Here is a 14,510-nt window from a genome sequence, read left to right on the forward strand (position 1 = left end):
CTTCAGAAGTCCCAACCGCGCCTCAGCGCCGCCGGTGAAGGGGGTTCTAAGGGGAGTGATGCATGGGCGCAAGCGGAAAATTTAAAAAACTTACACATTTTGCATTCAGCCCCATTCATGCACAAAAAAACGGCGGAATTGGGGTGGTAACACTGCGAAGTTAGTCTGTATTTCTCACAAAATACGAAAGTTCCGTCAGCCACTCACCCCAAGGTGGCTATGCGCCGCGAATCCAATCCCGAATCTAGTTTGCTTTGATTCCTCTCAGCATCGCGTGGTATCGGGGCCTCTATGATGATTTATACTATATATATAGGCGCTGCTTTAGCAGAGATCGCTGGATGCTACTGTATTTGGCTATGGATGCGGCTGGATCGCACGGTTTACTGGACGATTCCCGGCGTGGCCTTACTCATCGGATTCGCAATTTTACTGACACTCATTCCAAATGACGTCGCTGGCCGCGCATATGCAGCCTATGGCGGTGTATACATCACTGCCTCTGTGGCGTGGATGTGGTTAATCGAAGGACAGCGCCCGAGCGTGACCGACATATCAGGAGGGTTGGTTTGCCTTTTGGGCGCAACCATAATTCTGGTCGGAGCAGCGCGGGCTAGCTAAAGGCGGGGGTCAACAACCTGACCAGTTTGTGCGGCCTCTTTGACTGCGTTGATAACCGATAGGGCCGCCAACCCATCCTTCCCTGTCACGACAGGTGTAGCTGTACCGCGAATAACCTTGGCGAATTGCGCGGCTTGACGCACCAAAGGATCATCAAAGCCGTGAATCAATTTCACCTGAGAGATTGGCTGCCACCAAGACTGCGCACCATTGTCCGTCCATAGACCCAACTGCGGTAACGACAGACTGCCGTTTGTCCCGCCAATCCAATAGCAAGCTTCGTTGGTCGCCGGATAAGCGGGGTTTTCACGGGCGGTCAATTCCCAGCTGATCGGCGCGACAATCGTGTCGCTGACGTTGACGGTACCCAAGGCACCATTTTCAAACCGCAGCAAAACTACTGCTGTATCTTCCACCTCATTATTGCGAACGGCATTGGATTCGATTGCCCGCACTTCGGTGATCGGGCCACATAGAAATTGCAAAAGGTCGATGTCATGGATCAGGTTCAGATAAATTGGCCCTGCACCTTTGCGTCTGCGCCAGTCCACGTCATAATAATAGTCGGGCTTCATAAACCATGTGGAACATTGGACCGATACGATCTGGCCGATATCCCCGTCGTCGATTGACTGTTTGGCACGCGCGATTAGCGGATTGTGGCGTCGATGATGGCCGGCTGCGACGGGCACGCCTTTTGCATCTGCGCGCTGTAAAATGTCCCGACCTTCGGCAATGTCCGTAAAGATCGGCTTTTCGATCAACACAGGCAACGCGGCATCGATACACATATTCGCGCCGGCCGCGTGCAATGTGTTGGGGGTCGCCAACAACACGCCGTCAGCCGCACCCGCGGCAATCATGTCCGACAACTCGGCAAACCATGTCACGCCAATACTGTCAGCAAAAGCACGCCCTTCATCAGATGGATCCACCACCGCGGATAAAGTGGCGCCATCGGCAATCTGCACCGCGCGGCAATGGCGCTGGCCTATCAGACCAGCACCAACAACGGCAATTCTGGCGATCTCATTTGTCATGGTTTGTCCTCCCTCAAACGCAGACAATCCATGAAAGCGGGCCCTGTCTATAAAAACTCGCGGGAACCGATTATTCGGATAAGAACGCGGTATTAGGTCAGTGCAGCGATGGCTTTGCTTAACATGCGCAGGGCGGTGAAAATCAAAAACACCCCAAAGACCCGTTTCAGTTTTTTAGAATCTAGCTTGTGGGCAAGCGCCGCGCCTAAGGGCGCGAACACAAATGTAGTGCAGGCGATAATGAACACCGCACCCAAATTGACCTGCCCCAGCATCAGCGGTGGTGCGCCTACCGGTGTCGGCACAATCATAAATCCGATTGCGGACGGGATGGCGATCAACATGCCAATGCCCGACGACGTTGCAACCGCCTGATGGGTGGTTTTGCCGAAATAGGATAGGAACGGGACAAAGAACGATCCGCCGCCGATCCCCATCAAGGCAGACAATCCGCCGAACAGCGTCGCGCTGGCAAAGGTCACAGGCGGACGCGGCAGAGCTGCACCGTCGCGCGCAACGTTGGGCGATAACACCATATAGATACCGACGCAGGTGCCCAGGACGCCAAACACCGCCATCATATGCGCGGACTGCAACACCTGCGCCAGCGCTGTCCCTGACAAAGCGCCGATCGCAACGGGCGCGATCAACCGTTTTAGCAGGGTCAAATCCACCGCGCCGCGTTTCCAGTGCGCCTGAACTGACCGCATTGAAGTTGCTATGATTGTCGTCAGCGATGTCGCAACTGCGATTTGCATCGCGAATTCACCCGAATACCCGACAGAGTGCAGAATGATCAAAAAGGCAGGAACCAGAACCACGCCGCCACCAACGCCCAGCAGTCCAGCCAGTATCCCCGCGACTGCACCGGCAGAGATCAAAATGACCAGCATATATAAGATGTCCGCACCAGCCATCGCCCTGCCCTTTCGTCTTTTGACGATAGGACTGATCAATGCAGTTTCGTTTGGCAAGGTTTATTTACCGCAGCAGACGTGTTGAACTGGTCTATACCTTTACGACAGCGTCAATCGGGGCAAAACTGATCGGATTACAGGGGGCGTTTATAGTCCAGCGATAGCTCCCGCCCCGTTTAGGTACCAAACAAGCTTATGACTATTCAAGACATCCCAAAAGTTGACTGCCATTGCCACGTATTTGATCCGGACCGTTTTCCCTACGATCCTGCGTCGCCCTATCACCCAGCAGGACAAGAGATTGGCACAGCAGCTCAGTTGAAAAATGTATTTGCAGCATATGGGGTGCAGCATGCGCTGCTTGTCCAACCCAACAGTGGCTATGAATTTGACAACGCATGTATGCTGGACGCCATAGCGCACAGCGACGGCAAATGGAAAGGCATTGCAATTGCCGAAGCAGATACGTCGCTAGATCAGCTGGCAGAGCTTAAGGCGCAAGGGATCGTGGGAATTGCGGCAAATGTAACCTTCTACGACAAAGGGTATTACAAAGAGTTCGGACCATTGTTCGACCGCATTGCACAGCAAGACATGTTTTTGCAGGTTCAGGTAGCGGGTGATCTGCTAATGGATATCGTGCCAATGTTAAACGACACAGGCGCACGGTTGCTTTTCGATCACTGCGGGCGACCTGACACCGCGGCCGGCCTTAGCCAACCTGCATTTCAACAACTGCTGAAATTTGGGGAAACAAAACGGGCCGCTATAAAGCTGTCGGGTTATGCGAAATTTGCGGCCCTGCCTCACCCTTTTGATGACGCGTCGCCCTACATCAACGCGCTGATCAACGCATTCGGCACCGACAATTGCTTGTGGGGATCGGATTGGCCATTTTTGCGCGCTACATCGCGGGTTGATTACGGTCCGTTGTTAGACGTCTTCGCCCGTTTCGTTTCCGACCCAACAGCCCAGCGCAAAATTTTATGGGACAATCCCAAACGACTCTTCAGCTTTGAAAGTGTCTAATGATCATCGTTTGATACAGCAAAACATTGGCGGAAACTCGTGATCTGACAGTGCCACCACGGTAATAGCCATTGGTTTGCACGTTGTGAAAATGCGCCTTGGTTTTCCAATCGAATTCAGGCGGCATGTGGTTGCCTGTTTTTAGCCCCCTCCGATTACGGCAGTCAGATTGGGGCCAACGTCGCCGACCGCGTTCACCAGAATGTCAAACTGGGCAGCCCGCTGGGATTCGTTGGCGTTACTTTCTAGGTGAGTAGAGGCAACGCAGATAGACCCCTGTTCGGTGTCCACCTCGGCCACCTGCCACTCGCAGGCAATCATGGGATCTAGATGGCAACGATTCAAATGCAGATTCGACTGAACGTGTGATCAACGCAGAAATTACAAAATTGACAGTCTGAAGAACTTTTCATTCCCGACCAAGTAAGTTGGGGGAATAATGACAAAGTCGACTTTGTTCGGAATTTTTAAGGAAGTGTAAGTGGCGGACTGGGGAGGATTCGAACCCCCGACCCCTTGATTCGTAGTCAAGTACTCTATCCAACTGAGCTACCAGTCCGCGGAGAGTGAGCGCCGTATAGCCCCCACGTTTGGGGGCCGCAAGGGCGAAAATGAAAGTTTTTACATTTCTTTTGCAGAAAGTTTGATTTCGGCCTTTGGCAGGGTGATGACAAACGTCGTTCCGGTTGGATCCGTGGATTGCAATGTCAACGAACCACCGTGCCCCCGCACCAATTCAGAGGCAATCACCAATCCCAGACCAGACCCACCTTTGGTCGCACCGCCTTGAAAAGCTTGAAAAAGATGGTCTTGGGCACGTTTTGGCAATCCGGGACCGGTGTCTGAAACACGAATCTGCCATGCATCGTCTGCATCGGCTGCACAGATGTTAATTTCACCCGATTTCCCCGTTGCCATAATGGCCTGACGTGCGTTTCTCACCAGATTTGAAATCACGCGATAGATTTGTTCGCTATCGGCGCGCAACATCAGGCCGGATGGGACGTCCTCGGAAAAGGACAAGTCATAATCCCCTGCGGAGAGACGCTCGCTGTCGATAACATCCGAAACGATGCCAGAAAGTGAAAAACGCTCTAACTTGGGCGGGGCTTCTTCGGCACGTCCAAAAGCCAGAGTATTTTCACATAGATGAACCGCGCGCGTGATGGAATTTACCAATTTTGGTGCAAGCCGTTGGACGACGGGGTCGCTCGACACTTCGATACGGTCAGTGAACAGCTGCGCAGATGTCAGAATATTCCGAAGGTCGTGGCTGATTTTTGCAACGCCTTCGCCCAATTGCGCCAGTCGGTCCTTTTGGCGCAACGCGCTGGTCAATTGCGTCTGCATGGATTTGAGCGCCTCTTCGGCCTCTCGCAATTCATTGATTCCAGCAGATGGTTCGATAATCCGCCGCGCATCTTCGGGACTGTCGGCATACAGGGTGATGTGCCGCACAACACCGCGAATGGGTTTCACCAAAAACGCGCGAACAGCCACAAATAGCAACAACGCCGTGATGATCGATATAACCGCAGACAAAGCCAGAATGTTCAGCCCGTAATCAATCATAGCGGCGCGTAGGGGGCCTTGCTCCATCGTGACTTCGATCAACAAGCCACCATCTTGAACGGGATTGCCGATGACACGGATAATTGGGTTGGCTGTGTTGTTTAACACCATGATCGCATCACGGATCAGCGTCAAAGCGCCAGGATCACGCATGTCATAAGTGGCTTCGATCTGTGCGGGAATTGGCGATGAGAGGACCAACTGCCTGACTTCATCACGACGCAGAACGACGTTAAAGACCCCAGCGTTCTCTAACAGTTCGGATTCTAGGTCCGCTGAAATCATGTCATCAGCCAATAGCGCCAAGGATGCGATTTGCGCACGCTCCAAACGCAACAGCAGGTAATCCTGACGGAAACGCGCCACGGAAGGCAGAAAAATAAAGATCTCTGCCAGCATGACAAATATGACGGTGAGGATCAGGAAACGTCCTGATAGAGTTTTAAACATGCCCCCTCCGATTTTAGGTCAGGGCAGGAACCGCTGAACCAACCCCACAACCCGTTTCACATTCGGGTTTTCAAATAGCTTGGGGGTAAAATAGGCGCTCGCAGCACGTTTGTTAATCTCTGCCATTGTTGGATATGGCAAAACGGTGTTGGAAATCGCCGAAAGTTTCAGATTGTTGGCAATCGCCATTGACCACATCGCAATCAATTCACCCGCATCTGGACCAACAATTGTCACCCCAACAGGACGACCTTTGACCACCATCACTTTGATGAATCCAGTCGTATGCCCTGTGGCAATCGCGCGATCAGAGCCAGTATATTCAGCGCGCGCGACTGTCACTTTTGACCCATATTCCTTGCGTGCCTCGTCCTCGGTTGGGCCGATCTGGGCCAATTCAGGGGCCGTGTAGGTTACGCGCGGGATATGATGGGTTTTTGCCTTAGCGGGCAGAGCCAGCAGCATCGACCGAATTATAACGCCTGCATGGTATCCAGCCAGATGGGTGAATTGCATCCCGCCGGCAACATCCCCAATCGCGTATACCTTTTTATTCGACATTGACCGCAGATCGTCGCCAACGGTGATTCCTTTGGCAGTGTGCGCAACATTTGCATCGCGCAGGTTCAAACGGTCGATGTTGACTTTGCGACCTGCGGCAACCAACAGGTGGCTGCCAGTAATGGCGCCGTTCGAGGTGTAAACAGTCACGCCGTTTTCATTGCTAATTCGCTCAACTGCTGTGCCTTCGTGAACCGTGATCCATTGGTCGCGCAGCGATTTCACTACAACAGCGCGCGCATCAGCATCTTCGCGTCCTAACGCTTGCGCAGCTTCGATCACAGTAACGTCGCAGCCCAAACCGCGGTGAGCTTGCGCCATTTCCATACCAATCGGACCGCCACCAATAATGATCAGATGCTCAGGCTTTTCTGGCAGATCAAAGATCGTTTCGTTGGTGTAGGCCGTCACAGAATCAATTCCGTCGATGGGTGGCACCACGGGCGATGACCCTGTCGCAACCACAAACCGGCGGGCACGAACACGTGTTTCACCTGCCTGCACGATGTTGGGAGACGCGAAACGCGCCCAGTCGCGAATGACGGTGCAGCCCAAACCTTCGAACCGGTCTTCGCTGTCGTGTGGTTCGATCGTTTCGATTGTGGAACGGACATGGGCAATCGCATCGGCATAGGACATGCCAGAACGCGAGGCGTGCAACAGTGCCTTGGACGGTACGCAGCCATAGTTCAGGCAATCACCACCCATTTTGTGGCCTTCGATCAAAACGACCGACGCCCCCATTTGAACCGCCCCCGCAGCAACCGACAACCCGCCAGAGCCTGCTCCAATTACACATACATCGACGTTCAATTCGGTCACTGCGTGATGTCCTTTCCGCGGATCATTTTGATTATTACTGGCAACACAGCCAAACAACTTAGCCCGATTAAGGGCCAAAACACCGCAGGTTCAAAGATAATCCCCAAATCTGGCGTCCCGCCACGATCAAACACCGCGCCAAGCCCCGCCCCGACAGAGGTATAGACAACCGCACCTGGTACAATTCCCAGCGCAGTCGACACGACAAAACGATGCAAAGGCACGCCAACAAAGGCAGGGATAAGATTCGCGACGAAAAACGGTACAGCTGGCACCAGCCGGATCAGAAACAACATAGACCACTGGTTAGCGTCGATACCTTCTTTGATCTTTTTCACACGACCTTGGCTGACATCCATTTTGGCGGCCAAACGATCCCCCAGGCCCCAGCGCGCGGCCAGAAACAGAATAACAGCCCCGATTGTGGCGCCAGTGATGTTAAACAGCGCACCGGGGAATGTGTTAAACAGAAATCCGCCCGTCAGCGTGATGATCGTGGCACCTGGAATCGAAAACGCGGTCGCCATTGCGTAGATGCCGATAAAGACCGCGACCGAAAGAATCGGCGCAGCATCGCGATACCCGATCAACGCGTCCCGATTCTGTTTTAATGTTTCAAAAGACACGACGCCGCGCAGCAACCAAGCTGCCGCAACAACCCCTAAAACGATCAAAATCAGCGGCATTCGACGCAAAAACGGATGAGAGAGGGCCATTTGGTGCCTTTATTTGTAACTGCCCTACTTTATTGGACTTTTTCCGCTGCACATCATAGACACCTCACGTCAGGTTGATCTGGCCCCCGCGTCACCCCGCATTTCTGTAACAGAGTGCGGAAAATTATGTCGAAGTTGTAAAAAACTGGGCCTCAACCACGTTGACACAAAGCCAGAGCCGCCTTATTGGCAGGGCTTCGAATGTTATCGGCCTCGAATCCCTAGGGTTCGGCCCTATTGAACCGGAGAGAACGCGATGAAACGTACGTTCCAACCATCGAACCGTGTACGCAAAAACCGTCACGGCTTCCGTGCCCGCATGGCAACCAAAGCAGGACGTAAAATCCTGAACTCGCGCCGCGCTCAAGGCCGCAAAAAGCTGAGCGCCTAATTGGCGCAGCGGGGTCAGATATGACACCGCAACAGCATTGTGACACGACGACCGCCAAGGCTGCGCCTGTGGCGGTTTTCGTTCGCCCGCCTGTTGTCAAAAAACGGGCGGATTTTTTGCGTGCTGCAAATGCCCTACGGCAGGGCACGACTGGATTCCACCTGCAGGCCCGCAACCGCGGTGACGCCGATGCATTTCGCGTGGGCTATACCTGTTCAAAAAAGGTCGGAAATGCGGTTGCTCGCAACCGTGCGAAACGCCGCTTGCGTGAAATCGCGCGTCTGGTGATGAACCAGCACGGCCGCGCGGGGTGGGACTATGTCCTGATCGGCCGCAAAGACGTGACTGCCGACTACGATTTCGCCCGCATGCAAAAAGATCTGATTTGGGCGCTCAAAAAGGTGCATTCCAAATGACACCTCTGGCGTGGGTCATATCCCTGCCCGTTCGGTTCTACCGTTTGGTATTCAGCCCTTGGGTCGGTCATGCGTGCCGTTATCAACCCACCTGTTCGGCCTACGCGATGGAGGCCCTGCAGAAACATGGCGGGATCAAAGGCACATATTTGATCGTCCACCGCCTGATGCGCTGTCACCCTTGGGGTGGATCGGGCATCGACAATGTCCCTGACTGCAAACACCGCCACTAAGGTTTAGCCATGCTTGATGATGATCTGGACGATATCCACGCCCTGTTCCAAGGCTCGCCAAAAACGACCGAATTCAAAAAGCTGCGCAAACGCATTGTGCAAAACGTCCGCGAAGCGATCGAACAATACGGCATGATCGAACGCGACACGCGTTGGTTGGTCTGCCTGTCGGGCGGCAAAGACAGCTACACCATGCTGGCGATTCTATACGAACTGAAATGGCGCGGTTTGCTGCCTGTGGACCTACTGGCCTGCAATCTGGATCAGGGCCAACCGGGTTTCCCGTCGACCGTTCTGCCCAAATTCCTAGAGGATATGGGCGTCCCGCATCGCATCGAATACCAAGACACCTATTCAATCGTTAAAGAAAAGGTACCCGCTGGTCGCACTTATTGCGCCCTGTGTTCGCGCCTGCGCCGCGGCAACCTGTACCGCATCGCCCGCGAAGAAGGCTGTTCCGCCGTCGTTCTGGGCCACCACCGCGACGACATTCTGGAAACGTTTTTCATGAACATGTTCCACGGATCGCGCCTAGCTACGATGCCCCCCAAACTGGTCAACGAAGAAGGCGATCTGTTCGTCTATCGCCCGATGGCACATGTGGCCGAAATCGACTGCGAAAAATTCGCGAAATCAATGAATTACCCAATTATTCCATGCGACCTATGCGGGTCACAGGACGGCCTGCAGCGTCAGCAGGTCAAAATGATTTTGGACCAGTGGGAAAAGAACGCGCCAGGGCGTCGCCAAAAGATGTTCAAGGCGCTGACAAACACGCGCCCATCGCATCTGCTGGATACCGATTTGTTCGATTTCAAAGGTCTAACAATTTCTGAACGAAACGATTCAGATTGTTCGGATATTCCAAAGCTGCGTTAACACCTACGACAGCAATGTGTTCCAGATTGCCCCTGTTACGTTTGGGCAAAGGATTGGAACATGCATCTGTGGCAACAACTGAAATCGCCATTCGCCGCGCTGGGGCCGCGCCATTATCTGGTGTTGTTCATGGCGGTCGGGACGACAACCCTATTGTTCGGCGCCATTGCCGCAACAATTTCGGCCCTTACGGCTGCTCTGATTCTGATTGGGTTCTCTGATAAATCATCTGTTCAGCGTGATACCGATACGATCACAGGCCTGCTGACCCGCGATGCCATTGATGATGTGATGTCGAACCATCTGTCCAGCCTGACCAATAACACCCATTGCGGGGCGATCATGCTGGAAATCGACCGTTTTAAATTGATCGAAGAACGCCACGACCGACTTGGGGTGGAAACGATCTATCGCGCAATTGCCCAGCGCCTAACGGATATCCTGCGGACCGAAGATCAAATTAGCCGACTGGATGGACCCACCTTTGCCATCGCGCTCGCCCCATCGAAACGACTGGATCTAGAGGCTGCGATTCAACTGTCGTCGCGCATCCAACATGCGATGACCGATCCTGTCGAAATCGAAGGCGTAAATACGTATTTCACCGTATCGATTGGCTTTGCATTATCTGACCGGATCGACAGCGTTTTTGGCAGCACTTTGTTGCAAGCCGCGACCAACGCCCTGATCGAAGCCCAGCGCCACGCGCCCGCCGCTATTCGCAGCTATTCGCCCGCAATGCGCAGCCGGATCGCGACCTGTAACAAACTGGCTCAAATGGTTACGCACGCATTGGACAACGGCGAAATCACCGCTTTTTTCCAACCCCAAATCAGCACGCGCAGCGGTCAGCTCACTGGATTTGAAACACTGGCCAGATGGCACCACCCGTCGCGTGGGCTGGTTCCACCTTGTGAATTTTTACCTGCTTTGGCGCAAGCTGGCCAAATGCACCGTTTGGGACACAAGATGATCGATGACGCATTGTCGGCCCTACATCGCTGGGACGCCCAAGGGTTCAAAGTATCTCGCGTTGGCGTCAACTTTTCCAAAGACGAACTACGCGATCCAACACTGGTCAGCCACATCGAAACCAGCCTGATCAACTACGGTCTATCGCCCGACCGTTTGGCCGTCGAAGTATTGGAAACGGTCGTCGCCGATAACGCTGATGACGTGGTCATTCGGAATCTTGCTGGGTTAGCGGGACTAGGCTGCCGATTGGATCTAGACGATTTCGGCACCGGCCACGCGTCAATCACATCGATCCGCCGATACGCAGTGGAACGCATTAAAATCGACCGATCATTCGTGACCAACATCGACAATGATGACGAACAACAAAAAATGGTCGCGGCGATCCTGACCATGGCAGAACGACTGGGTCTAGACACCTTGGCAGAAGGAGTCGAAACCATCGAAGAACGCCGCATGCTGGCCAGTTTAGGGTGCGGCCACGTGCAAGGCTTTGGAATTGCGCGCCCCATGGCACCTTGGGACGTGGATAACTGGATCCACAATTACAGGGCACAATCCGTCAGAGGGGCAAAGATCCGTCAAAAGGTAGGGTAAAGGCCCGCCTGCGACCCTATAAAACAGGGAAAACCGCTTGACCTTTGGGCCTATGCCCTGTTGAACCTGCCTGACCTTTTACCATGCGACACGGCGGTTCAAATGGACAATCAAAACAAGAACCTCATTTTGGCGACGGTGCTTAGCTTCGTTGTGATTACTGTCTGGTTCTTCCTCTTCCCACCAGAGGAACAATCCCCGGCGGTTGCCGAAGAATTAGCAACCGAACAACTGGCCGACCCTTCGGCACCAGCAACCGGAACAGCGGCTACAACCACAGTTGCGATATCAGAACCGGTGCAGGATGCACCACGCGTTCCAGTCGAAACCCCTGAACTCACAGGCTCCATCAGCCTGCTGGGCGGACGTATCGACGATATTTCGCTGCTGAACTACAACATCGACATGGGCAGCGATGAAATCGTTCATCTGCTGAATCCTGTCGGCGGCGACCGCGACGGTTATTATGCGGCTTTCGGTTGGTCGCCTAACGCTGGCGTTGATACCGCCGGTGTTCCTGGCCCTGATACCCTGTGGTCGCTGGAATCAGGCGAAACCCTGACGCCAGACAGCCCGATTACTTTGGTTTGGGACAATGGCGCTGGCCTGACGTTCCGCAACACCTATTCGGTCGACGACAAATTCATGATGACCATCGATCAGACGGTCACCAACGCATCAGGCACCACGGCCACCATCACGCCTTATGGTGTGCTGCGCCGCTTTACCGAACCTGACGATCTAAAAGGCTTCTTTGTGCTGCACGAAGGTCTGGTTCGTATGTCCGACAGCGCGCTGCAGGAACTGTCCTACAAAGATATCCGCAACGAAGAGACCGCCGACCGTATCGAAGTGTTGGAATCCGGTTGGATCGGCTACACCGACCACTATTGGCTGACCACGATCATTCCCGATCAATCCCAGCCGTTCACATCGGTGTCGCGCCTTCAACCAGGTGAAGTCTACGAAGCAGACGCATTCATGCCGTCGCAGACTTTGGCTGATGGCACAGACGCAACCGTTTCGACCCGTTTCTTTGTTGGCGCAAAAGAATGGGAAACCCTGCGTGAATACGAAAACGAACAGGGCGTCACCGGCTTCATCAACGCCATCGACTGGGGTTGGTTCTTTTTCCTGACGAAACCGATCTTCTGGCTGCTGCACAACATCAATGCTGTCATCGGCAACATGGGCTGGTCCATTGTCGCACTGACCGTTGTGCTGAAAGCCTTGGTTCTGCCACTGGCGTATAAATCTTACGTTTCGATGGCAAAGATGAAAGAACTACAGCCGCAAATGGAAAAGCTGAAAGAGGAAGCCGGCGACGACCGCGCCAAACTTCAGCAAGGCATGATGAAGCTGTACCGCGACAACAAAGTGAACCCAGCATCGGGTTGTATGCCAATGTTGCTGCAGATCCCGATCTTCTTCTCGCTGTACAAGGTGATCTTTGTCACCCTCGAACTGCGTCACGCACCTTGGATTGGTTGGATCCGCGACCTGTCGGCACCTGATCCATCGTCGATCCTGAACCTGTTCGGCCTGCTGCCTTATTCGACACCAGAACCTGGTAGCCTGTTCTTCATCCTATCGCTTGGCATTTTGCCGATCTTCTTGGGTGTTTCGATGTGGCTGCAACAGAAACTGAACCCTGCCCCCACCGATCCATCGCAGAAAATGATCTTTGCTTGGATGCCATGGGTCTTCATGTTCATGCTGGGATCGTTCGCTTCGGGTCTGGTTCTGTACTGGATCACCAACAACGTGATCACCTTTATCCAGCAGTACGCCATCATGCGGAGCCACGGCCACAAGCCTGACGTTCTAGGCAACATCACCTCGGCGTTTAATCGCAACAAAGCCAAGGCCGAGGAATGATCGCCACGCTGAAAAGCATTCATCGCCATCCGATAAAATCGATTGGCGTTGAAACCCTAGCAAGCGCGTCCCTAGCACAGGGGCGCGCTATGCCTTTGGATCGTATGTGGGCTGTCTTACATAGCGTATCCAAAATTTCGCCCGAAAATGGCGTGGCCCCTTGGGCTAAAAAACCAAATTTCTTTATCGGCCGGTCCCATCCCGAATTGATGTGCGTGACCGCCGAAACCGATGGCGACACCATAACACTGCACCATCCCCGCGCTGCGTCGATCACCTTTGCCCCTGACACCCAAGGTGCGGACTTGATCGATTGGCTGAACGCTTTGGTACCTGACGCGGGCCACGGCCCCACTGAAATCGTACGCGCAGCCGACGCGCAGTTCACCGATCAGGCGGACCAATACGTCTCCGTTCTGAACACCGCCTCATTGGCCGACCTAAGCGCGAAAACGGGCCGCGATCTATCGCCCGCTCGTTTTCGCGGAAACCTATGGGTCGATGGTTGGGCGCCCTTTGCCGAAACAGACATTATCGGCAAAGACATCAAAATTGGCGACGTCACACTGACCACAGTCACGCCGATCGAACGCTGCCGCGCCACCGATACCAATACGGTCACAGGCGAGCGCGATATTGATATACTGCGCGCATTGGGCGAACACTATAACACCCGTGACTTGGGTATATTCTGCAAAGTAACCCACAGCGGCACAGTAGCCGTGGGTGACAAAGTCGAGGTTCTATAAATGGAAATCCCTTTCAACATTGTCGAAGAACCCGATGACATGGCCCGCGAACGCGGCCGCCTGATGTTTGCAGGCGAAGTCGAGTTCCTGAAAGGCGTCGTTGCTATGAACGGTCTGCCTCCTGCGGACCGCGCCGAGGTATGCTTTGCCGGTCGGTCGAACGTCGGCAAATCCAGCCTGATCAATGCGCTGACTGGCCGCAAAGGGATCGCACGTACGTCCAACACGCCGGGCCGCACGCAGGAAATCAACTACTTCACGGTTGGCACAGATCACTATGTCGTCGACGTGCCAGGATACGGTTTTGCCAACGCGCCGGTTGCGGTCGTCGAAAAATGGCAAAACCTACTGAAAAACTATCTATCGGGGCGCCCTACGCTGCGCCGCGTTTTCGTTTTGATCGACAGCCGCCACGGCCCGAAAAAAGTAGACGAAGAAATTATGACACTGTTGGACAAAGCAGCTGTCACATTTCAGGTCGTGATGACCAAAACCGATAAGGTACGCAAAACCCACCTAGAGGAATCGCTGGCAGTCACCCGCAAGGTGCTGCAAAAACACCCAGCCGCCTATCCAGAGCTGATCCTGACCAGCTCGGAAAAGGGCGAAGGCATTTCGACCCTGCGTGCCATTATTGCAAATATTGACTGACCCTTATTCGAAC

16 protein-coding genes and 1 tRNA gene are annotated in these 14,510 nt (G+C 53.8%); 10 read left to right on the top strand and 7 right to left on the bottom strand.

All coding sequences use genetic code 11. From position 1 onward, the window contains the following. Nucleotides 1-294 precede the first annotated feature (294 nt). Nucleotides 295-621: a YnfA family protein gene (locus BVC71_RS05760; protein WP_086451234.1), complete on the top strand. Its 327-nt coding sequence runs from the start codon at nucleotides 295-297 to the stop codon at nucleotides 619-621. Here the strand turns inward: BVC71_RS05760 and BVC71_RS05765 are convergent. Continuing rightward, nucleotides 618-1,661, bottom strand: a complete 1,044-nt coding sequence (locus BVC71_RS05765; protein ID WP_086450719.1) for a Gfo/Idh/MocA family protein — start codon at nucleotides 1,659-1,661, stop codon at nucleotides 618-620. The two genes, BVC71_RS05760 and BVC71_RS05765, sit on opposite strands and share 4 nt — an antisense overlap. A gap of 92 nt (nucleotides 1,662-1,753) precedes the next feature. Next, on the bottom strand, nucleotides 1,754-2,578 hold the full coding sequence (locus BVC71_RS05770; RefSeq protein ID WP_086450720.1) for a sulfite exporter TauE/SafE family protein: 825 nt from the start codon (nucleotides 2,576-2,578) through the stop codon (nucleotides 1,754-1,756). A gap of 195 nt (nucleotides 2,579-2,773) precedes the next feature. On the opposite strand from BVC71_RS05770, the gene BVC71_RS05775 reads away from it, so the two are divergent. Further along, nucleotides 2,774-3,607: an amidohydrolase family protein gene (locus BVC71_RS05775; RefSeq protein ID WP_086450721.1), complete on the top strand. Its 834-nt coding sequence runs from the start codon at nucleotides 2,774-2,776 to the stop codon at nucleotides 3,605-3,607. Nucleotides 3,608-3,748: 141 nt separating this feature from the next. Here the strand turns inward: BVC71_RS05775 and BVC71_RS05780 are convergent, their stop codons facing one another. From BVC71_RS05780 to BVC71_RS05800, 5 genes are all read right to left on the bottom strand, one after another. Next, a complete protein-coding gene (locus BVC71_RS05780; protein ID WP_165767732.1) occupies nucleotides 3,749-3,898 on the bottom strand; it encodes a hypothetical protein in 150 nt (49 codons plus the stop codon). 191 nt (nucleotides 3,899-4,089) lie between these two features. Further along, nucleotides 4,090-4,166 (bottom strand) — tRNA-Arg (locus tag BVC71_RS05785). A gap of 62 nt (nucleotides 4,167-4,228) precedes the next feature. Then, a complete protein-coding gene (locus BVC71_RS05790; protein ID WP_086450723.1) occupies nucleotides 4,229-5,629 on the bottom strand; it encodes a sensor histidine kinase in 1,401 nt (466 codons plus the stop codon). 18 nt (nucleotides 5,630-5,647) lie between these two features. Beyond that, entirely contained in the window at nucleotides 5,648-7,012 is a 1,365-nt protein-coding gene (locus tag BVC71_RS05795) for a dihydrolipoyl dehydrogenase family protein (protein WP_086450724.1), read from the bottom strand. After that, complete coding sequence (locus tag BVC71_RS05800; protein WP_086450725.1) at nucleotides 7,009-7,728, bottom strand: TVP38/TMEM64 family protein; 720 nt, start codon at nucleotides 7,726-7,728, stop codon at nucleotides 7,009-7,011. Before BVC71_RS05800 ends, BVC71_RS05795 begins: the two co-directional genes overlap by 4 nt. Before the next feature lie 256 nt (nucleotides 7,729-7,984). Here BVC71_RS05800 and rpmH point away from each other — a divergent pair, with 256 nt between their 5' ends. The 8 genes from rpmH (at nucleotide 7,985) to yihA (ending at nucleotide 14,497) form a co-directional block, all read left to right on the top strand. After that, nucleotides 7,985-8,119 (top strand): 50S ribosomal protein L34, encoded by a 135-nt coding sequence (rpmH, locus tag BVC71_RS05805; RefSeq protein WP_086450726.1) that lies wholly within the window; start codon nucleotides 7,985-7,987, stop codon nucleotides 8,117-8,119. 20 nt (nucleotides 8,120-8,139) lie between these two features. Further along, a complete protein-coding gene (gene rnpA / locus BVC71_RS05810) occupies nucleotides 8,140-8,535 on the top strand; it encodes a ribonuclease P protein component (protein WP_086450727.1) in 396 nt (131 codons plus the stop codon). Continuing rightward, complete coding sequence (gene yidD / locus BVC71_RS05815) at nucleotides 8,532-8,768, top strand: membrane protein insertion efficiency factor YidD (protein ID WP_086450728.1); 237 nt, start codon at nucleotides 8,532-8,534, stop codon at nucleotides 8,766-8,768. The genes rnpA and yidD overlap by 4 nt, the downstream gene beginning before the upstream one ends. A 9-nt stretch (nucleotides 8,769-8,777) precedes the next feature. Beyond that, complete coding sequence (gene ttcA / locus BVC71_RS05820) at nucleotides 8,778-9,647, top strand: tRNA 2-thiocytidine(32) synthetase TtcA (RefSeq protein WP_086450729.1); 870 nt, start codon at nucleotides 8,778-8,780, stop codon at nucleotides 9,645-9,647. A 60-nt stretch (nucleotides 9,648-9,707) separates the two neighbouring features. After that, complete coding sequence (locus tag BVC71_RS05825; protein WP_086450730.1) at nucleotides 9,708-11,219, top strand: putative bifunctional diguanylate cyclase/phosphodiesterase; 1,512 nt, start codon at nucleotides 9,708-9,710, stop codon at nucleotides 11,217-11,219. Nucleotides 11,220-11,321: 102 nt separating this feature from the next. Next, on the top strand, nucleotides 11,322-13,097 hold the full coding sequence (yidC, locus tag BVC71_RS05830; protein WP_086450731.1) for a membrane protein insertase YidC: 1,776 nt from the start codon (nucleotides 11,322-11,324) through the stop codon (nucleotides 13,095-13,097). Further along, nucleotides 13,094-13,846: an MOSC domain-containing protein gene (locus tag BVC71_RS05835; protein WP_086450732.1), complete on the top strand. Its 753-nt coding sequence runs from the start codon at nucleotides 13,094-13,096 to the stop codon at nucleotides 13,844-13,846. The genes yidC and BVC71_RS05835 overlap by 4 nt, the downstream gene beginning before the upstream one ends. Continuing rightward, nucleotides 13,847-14,497, top strand: coding sequence for a ribosome biogenesis GTP-binding protein YihA/YsxC (gene yihA, locus BVC71_RS05840; RefSeq protein ID WP_086450733.1), 651 nt, complete (start codon nucleotides 13,847-13,849; stop codon nucleotides 14,495-14,497). It abuts the gene before it with no gap. Nucleotides 14,498-14,510 lie beyond the last annotated feature (13 nt).

Source organism: Marivivens niveibacter, from assembly GCF_002150005.2.
Lineage (GTDB): Bacteria > Pseudomonadota > Alphaproteobacteria > Rhodobacterales > Rhodobacteraceae > Marivivens > Marivivens niveibacter.

What these genes read in the sequence shown, in the direction of transcription:
- yidD (WP_086450728.1), top strand. Translation starts at nt 8,532, where the DNA reads ATGACACCTCTGGCGTGGGTCATATCCCTGCCCGTTCGGTTCTACCGT.
- BVC71_RS05760 (WP_086451234.1), top strand. Translation starts at nt 295, where the DNA reads ATGATTTATACTATATATATAGGCGCTGCTTTAGCAGAGATCGCTGGA.
- BVC71_RS05835 (WP_086450732.1), top strand. Translation starts at nt 13,094, where the DNA reads ATGATCGCCACGCTGAAAAGCATTCATCGCCATCCGATAAAATCGATT.
- BVC71_RS05790 (WP_086450723.1), bottom strand. Translation starts at nt 5,629, where the DNA reads ATGTTTAAAACTCTATCAGGACGTTTCCTGATCCTCACCGTCATATTT.
- rpmH (WP_086450726.1), top strand. Translation starts at nt 7,985, where the DNA reads ATGAAACGTACGTTCCAACCATCGAACCGTGTACGCAAAAACCGTCAC.
- BVC71_RS05775 (WP_086450721.1), top strand. Translation starts at nt 2,774, where the DNA reads ATGACTATTCAAGACATCCCAAAAGTTGACTGCCATTGCCACGTATTT.
- BVC71_RS05825 (WP_086450730.1), top strand. Translation starts at nt 9,708, where the DNA reads ATGCATCTGTGGCAACAACTGAAATCGCCATTCGCCGCGCTGGGGCCG.
- BVC71_RS05800 (WP_086450725.1), bottom strand. Translation starts at nt 7,728, where the DNA reads ATGGCCCTCTCTCATCCGTTTTTGCGTCGAATGCCGCTGATTTTGATC.
- BVC71_RS05770 (WP_086450720.1), bottom strand. Translation starts at nt 2,578, where the DNA reads ATGGCTGGTGCGGACATCTTATATATGCTGGTCATTTTGATCTCTGCC.
- yihA (WP_086450733.1), top strand. Translation starts at nt 13,847, where the DNA reads ATGGAAATCCCTTTCAACATTGTCGAAGAACCCGATGACATGGCCCGC.
- ttcA (WP_086450729.1), top strand. Translation starts at nt 8,778, where the DNA reads ATGCTTGATGATGATCTGGACGATATCCACGCCCTGTTCCAAGGCTCG.
- rnpA (WP_086450727.1), top strand. Translation starts at nt 8,140, where the DNA reads ATGACACCGCAACAGCATTGTGACACGACGACCGCCAAGGCTGCGCCT.
- BVC71_RS05765 (WP_086450719.1), bottom strand. Translation starts at nt 1,661, where the DNA reads ATGACAAATGAGATCGCCAGAATTGCCGTTGTTGGTGCTGGTCTGATA.
- yidC (WP_086450731.1), top strand. Translation starts at nt 11,322, where the DNA reads ATGGACAATCAAAACAAGAACCTCATTTTGGCGACGGTGCTTAGCTTC.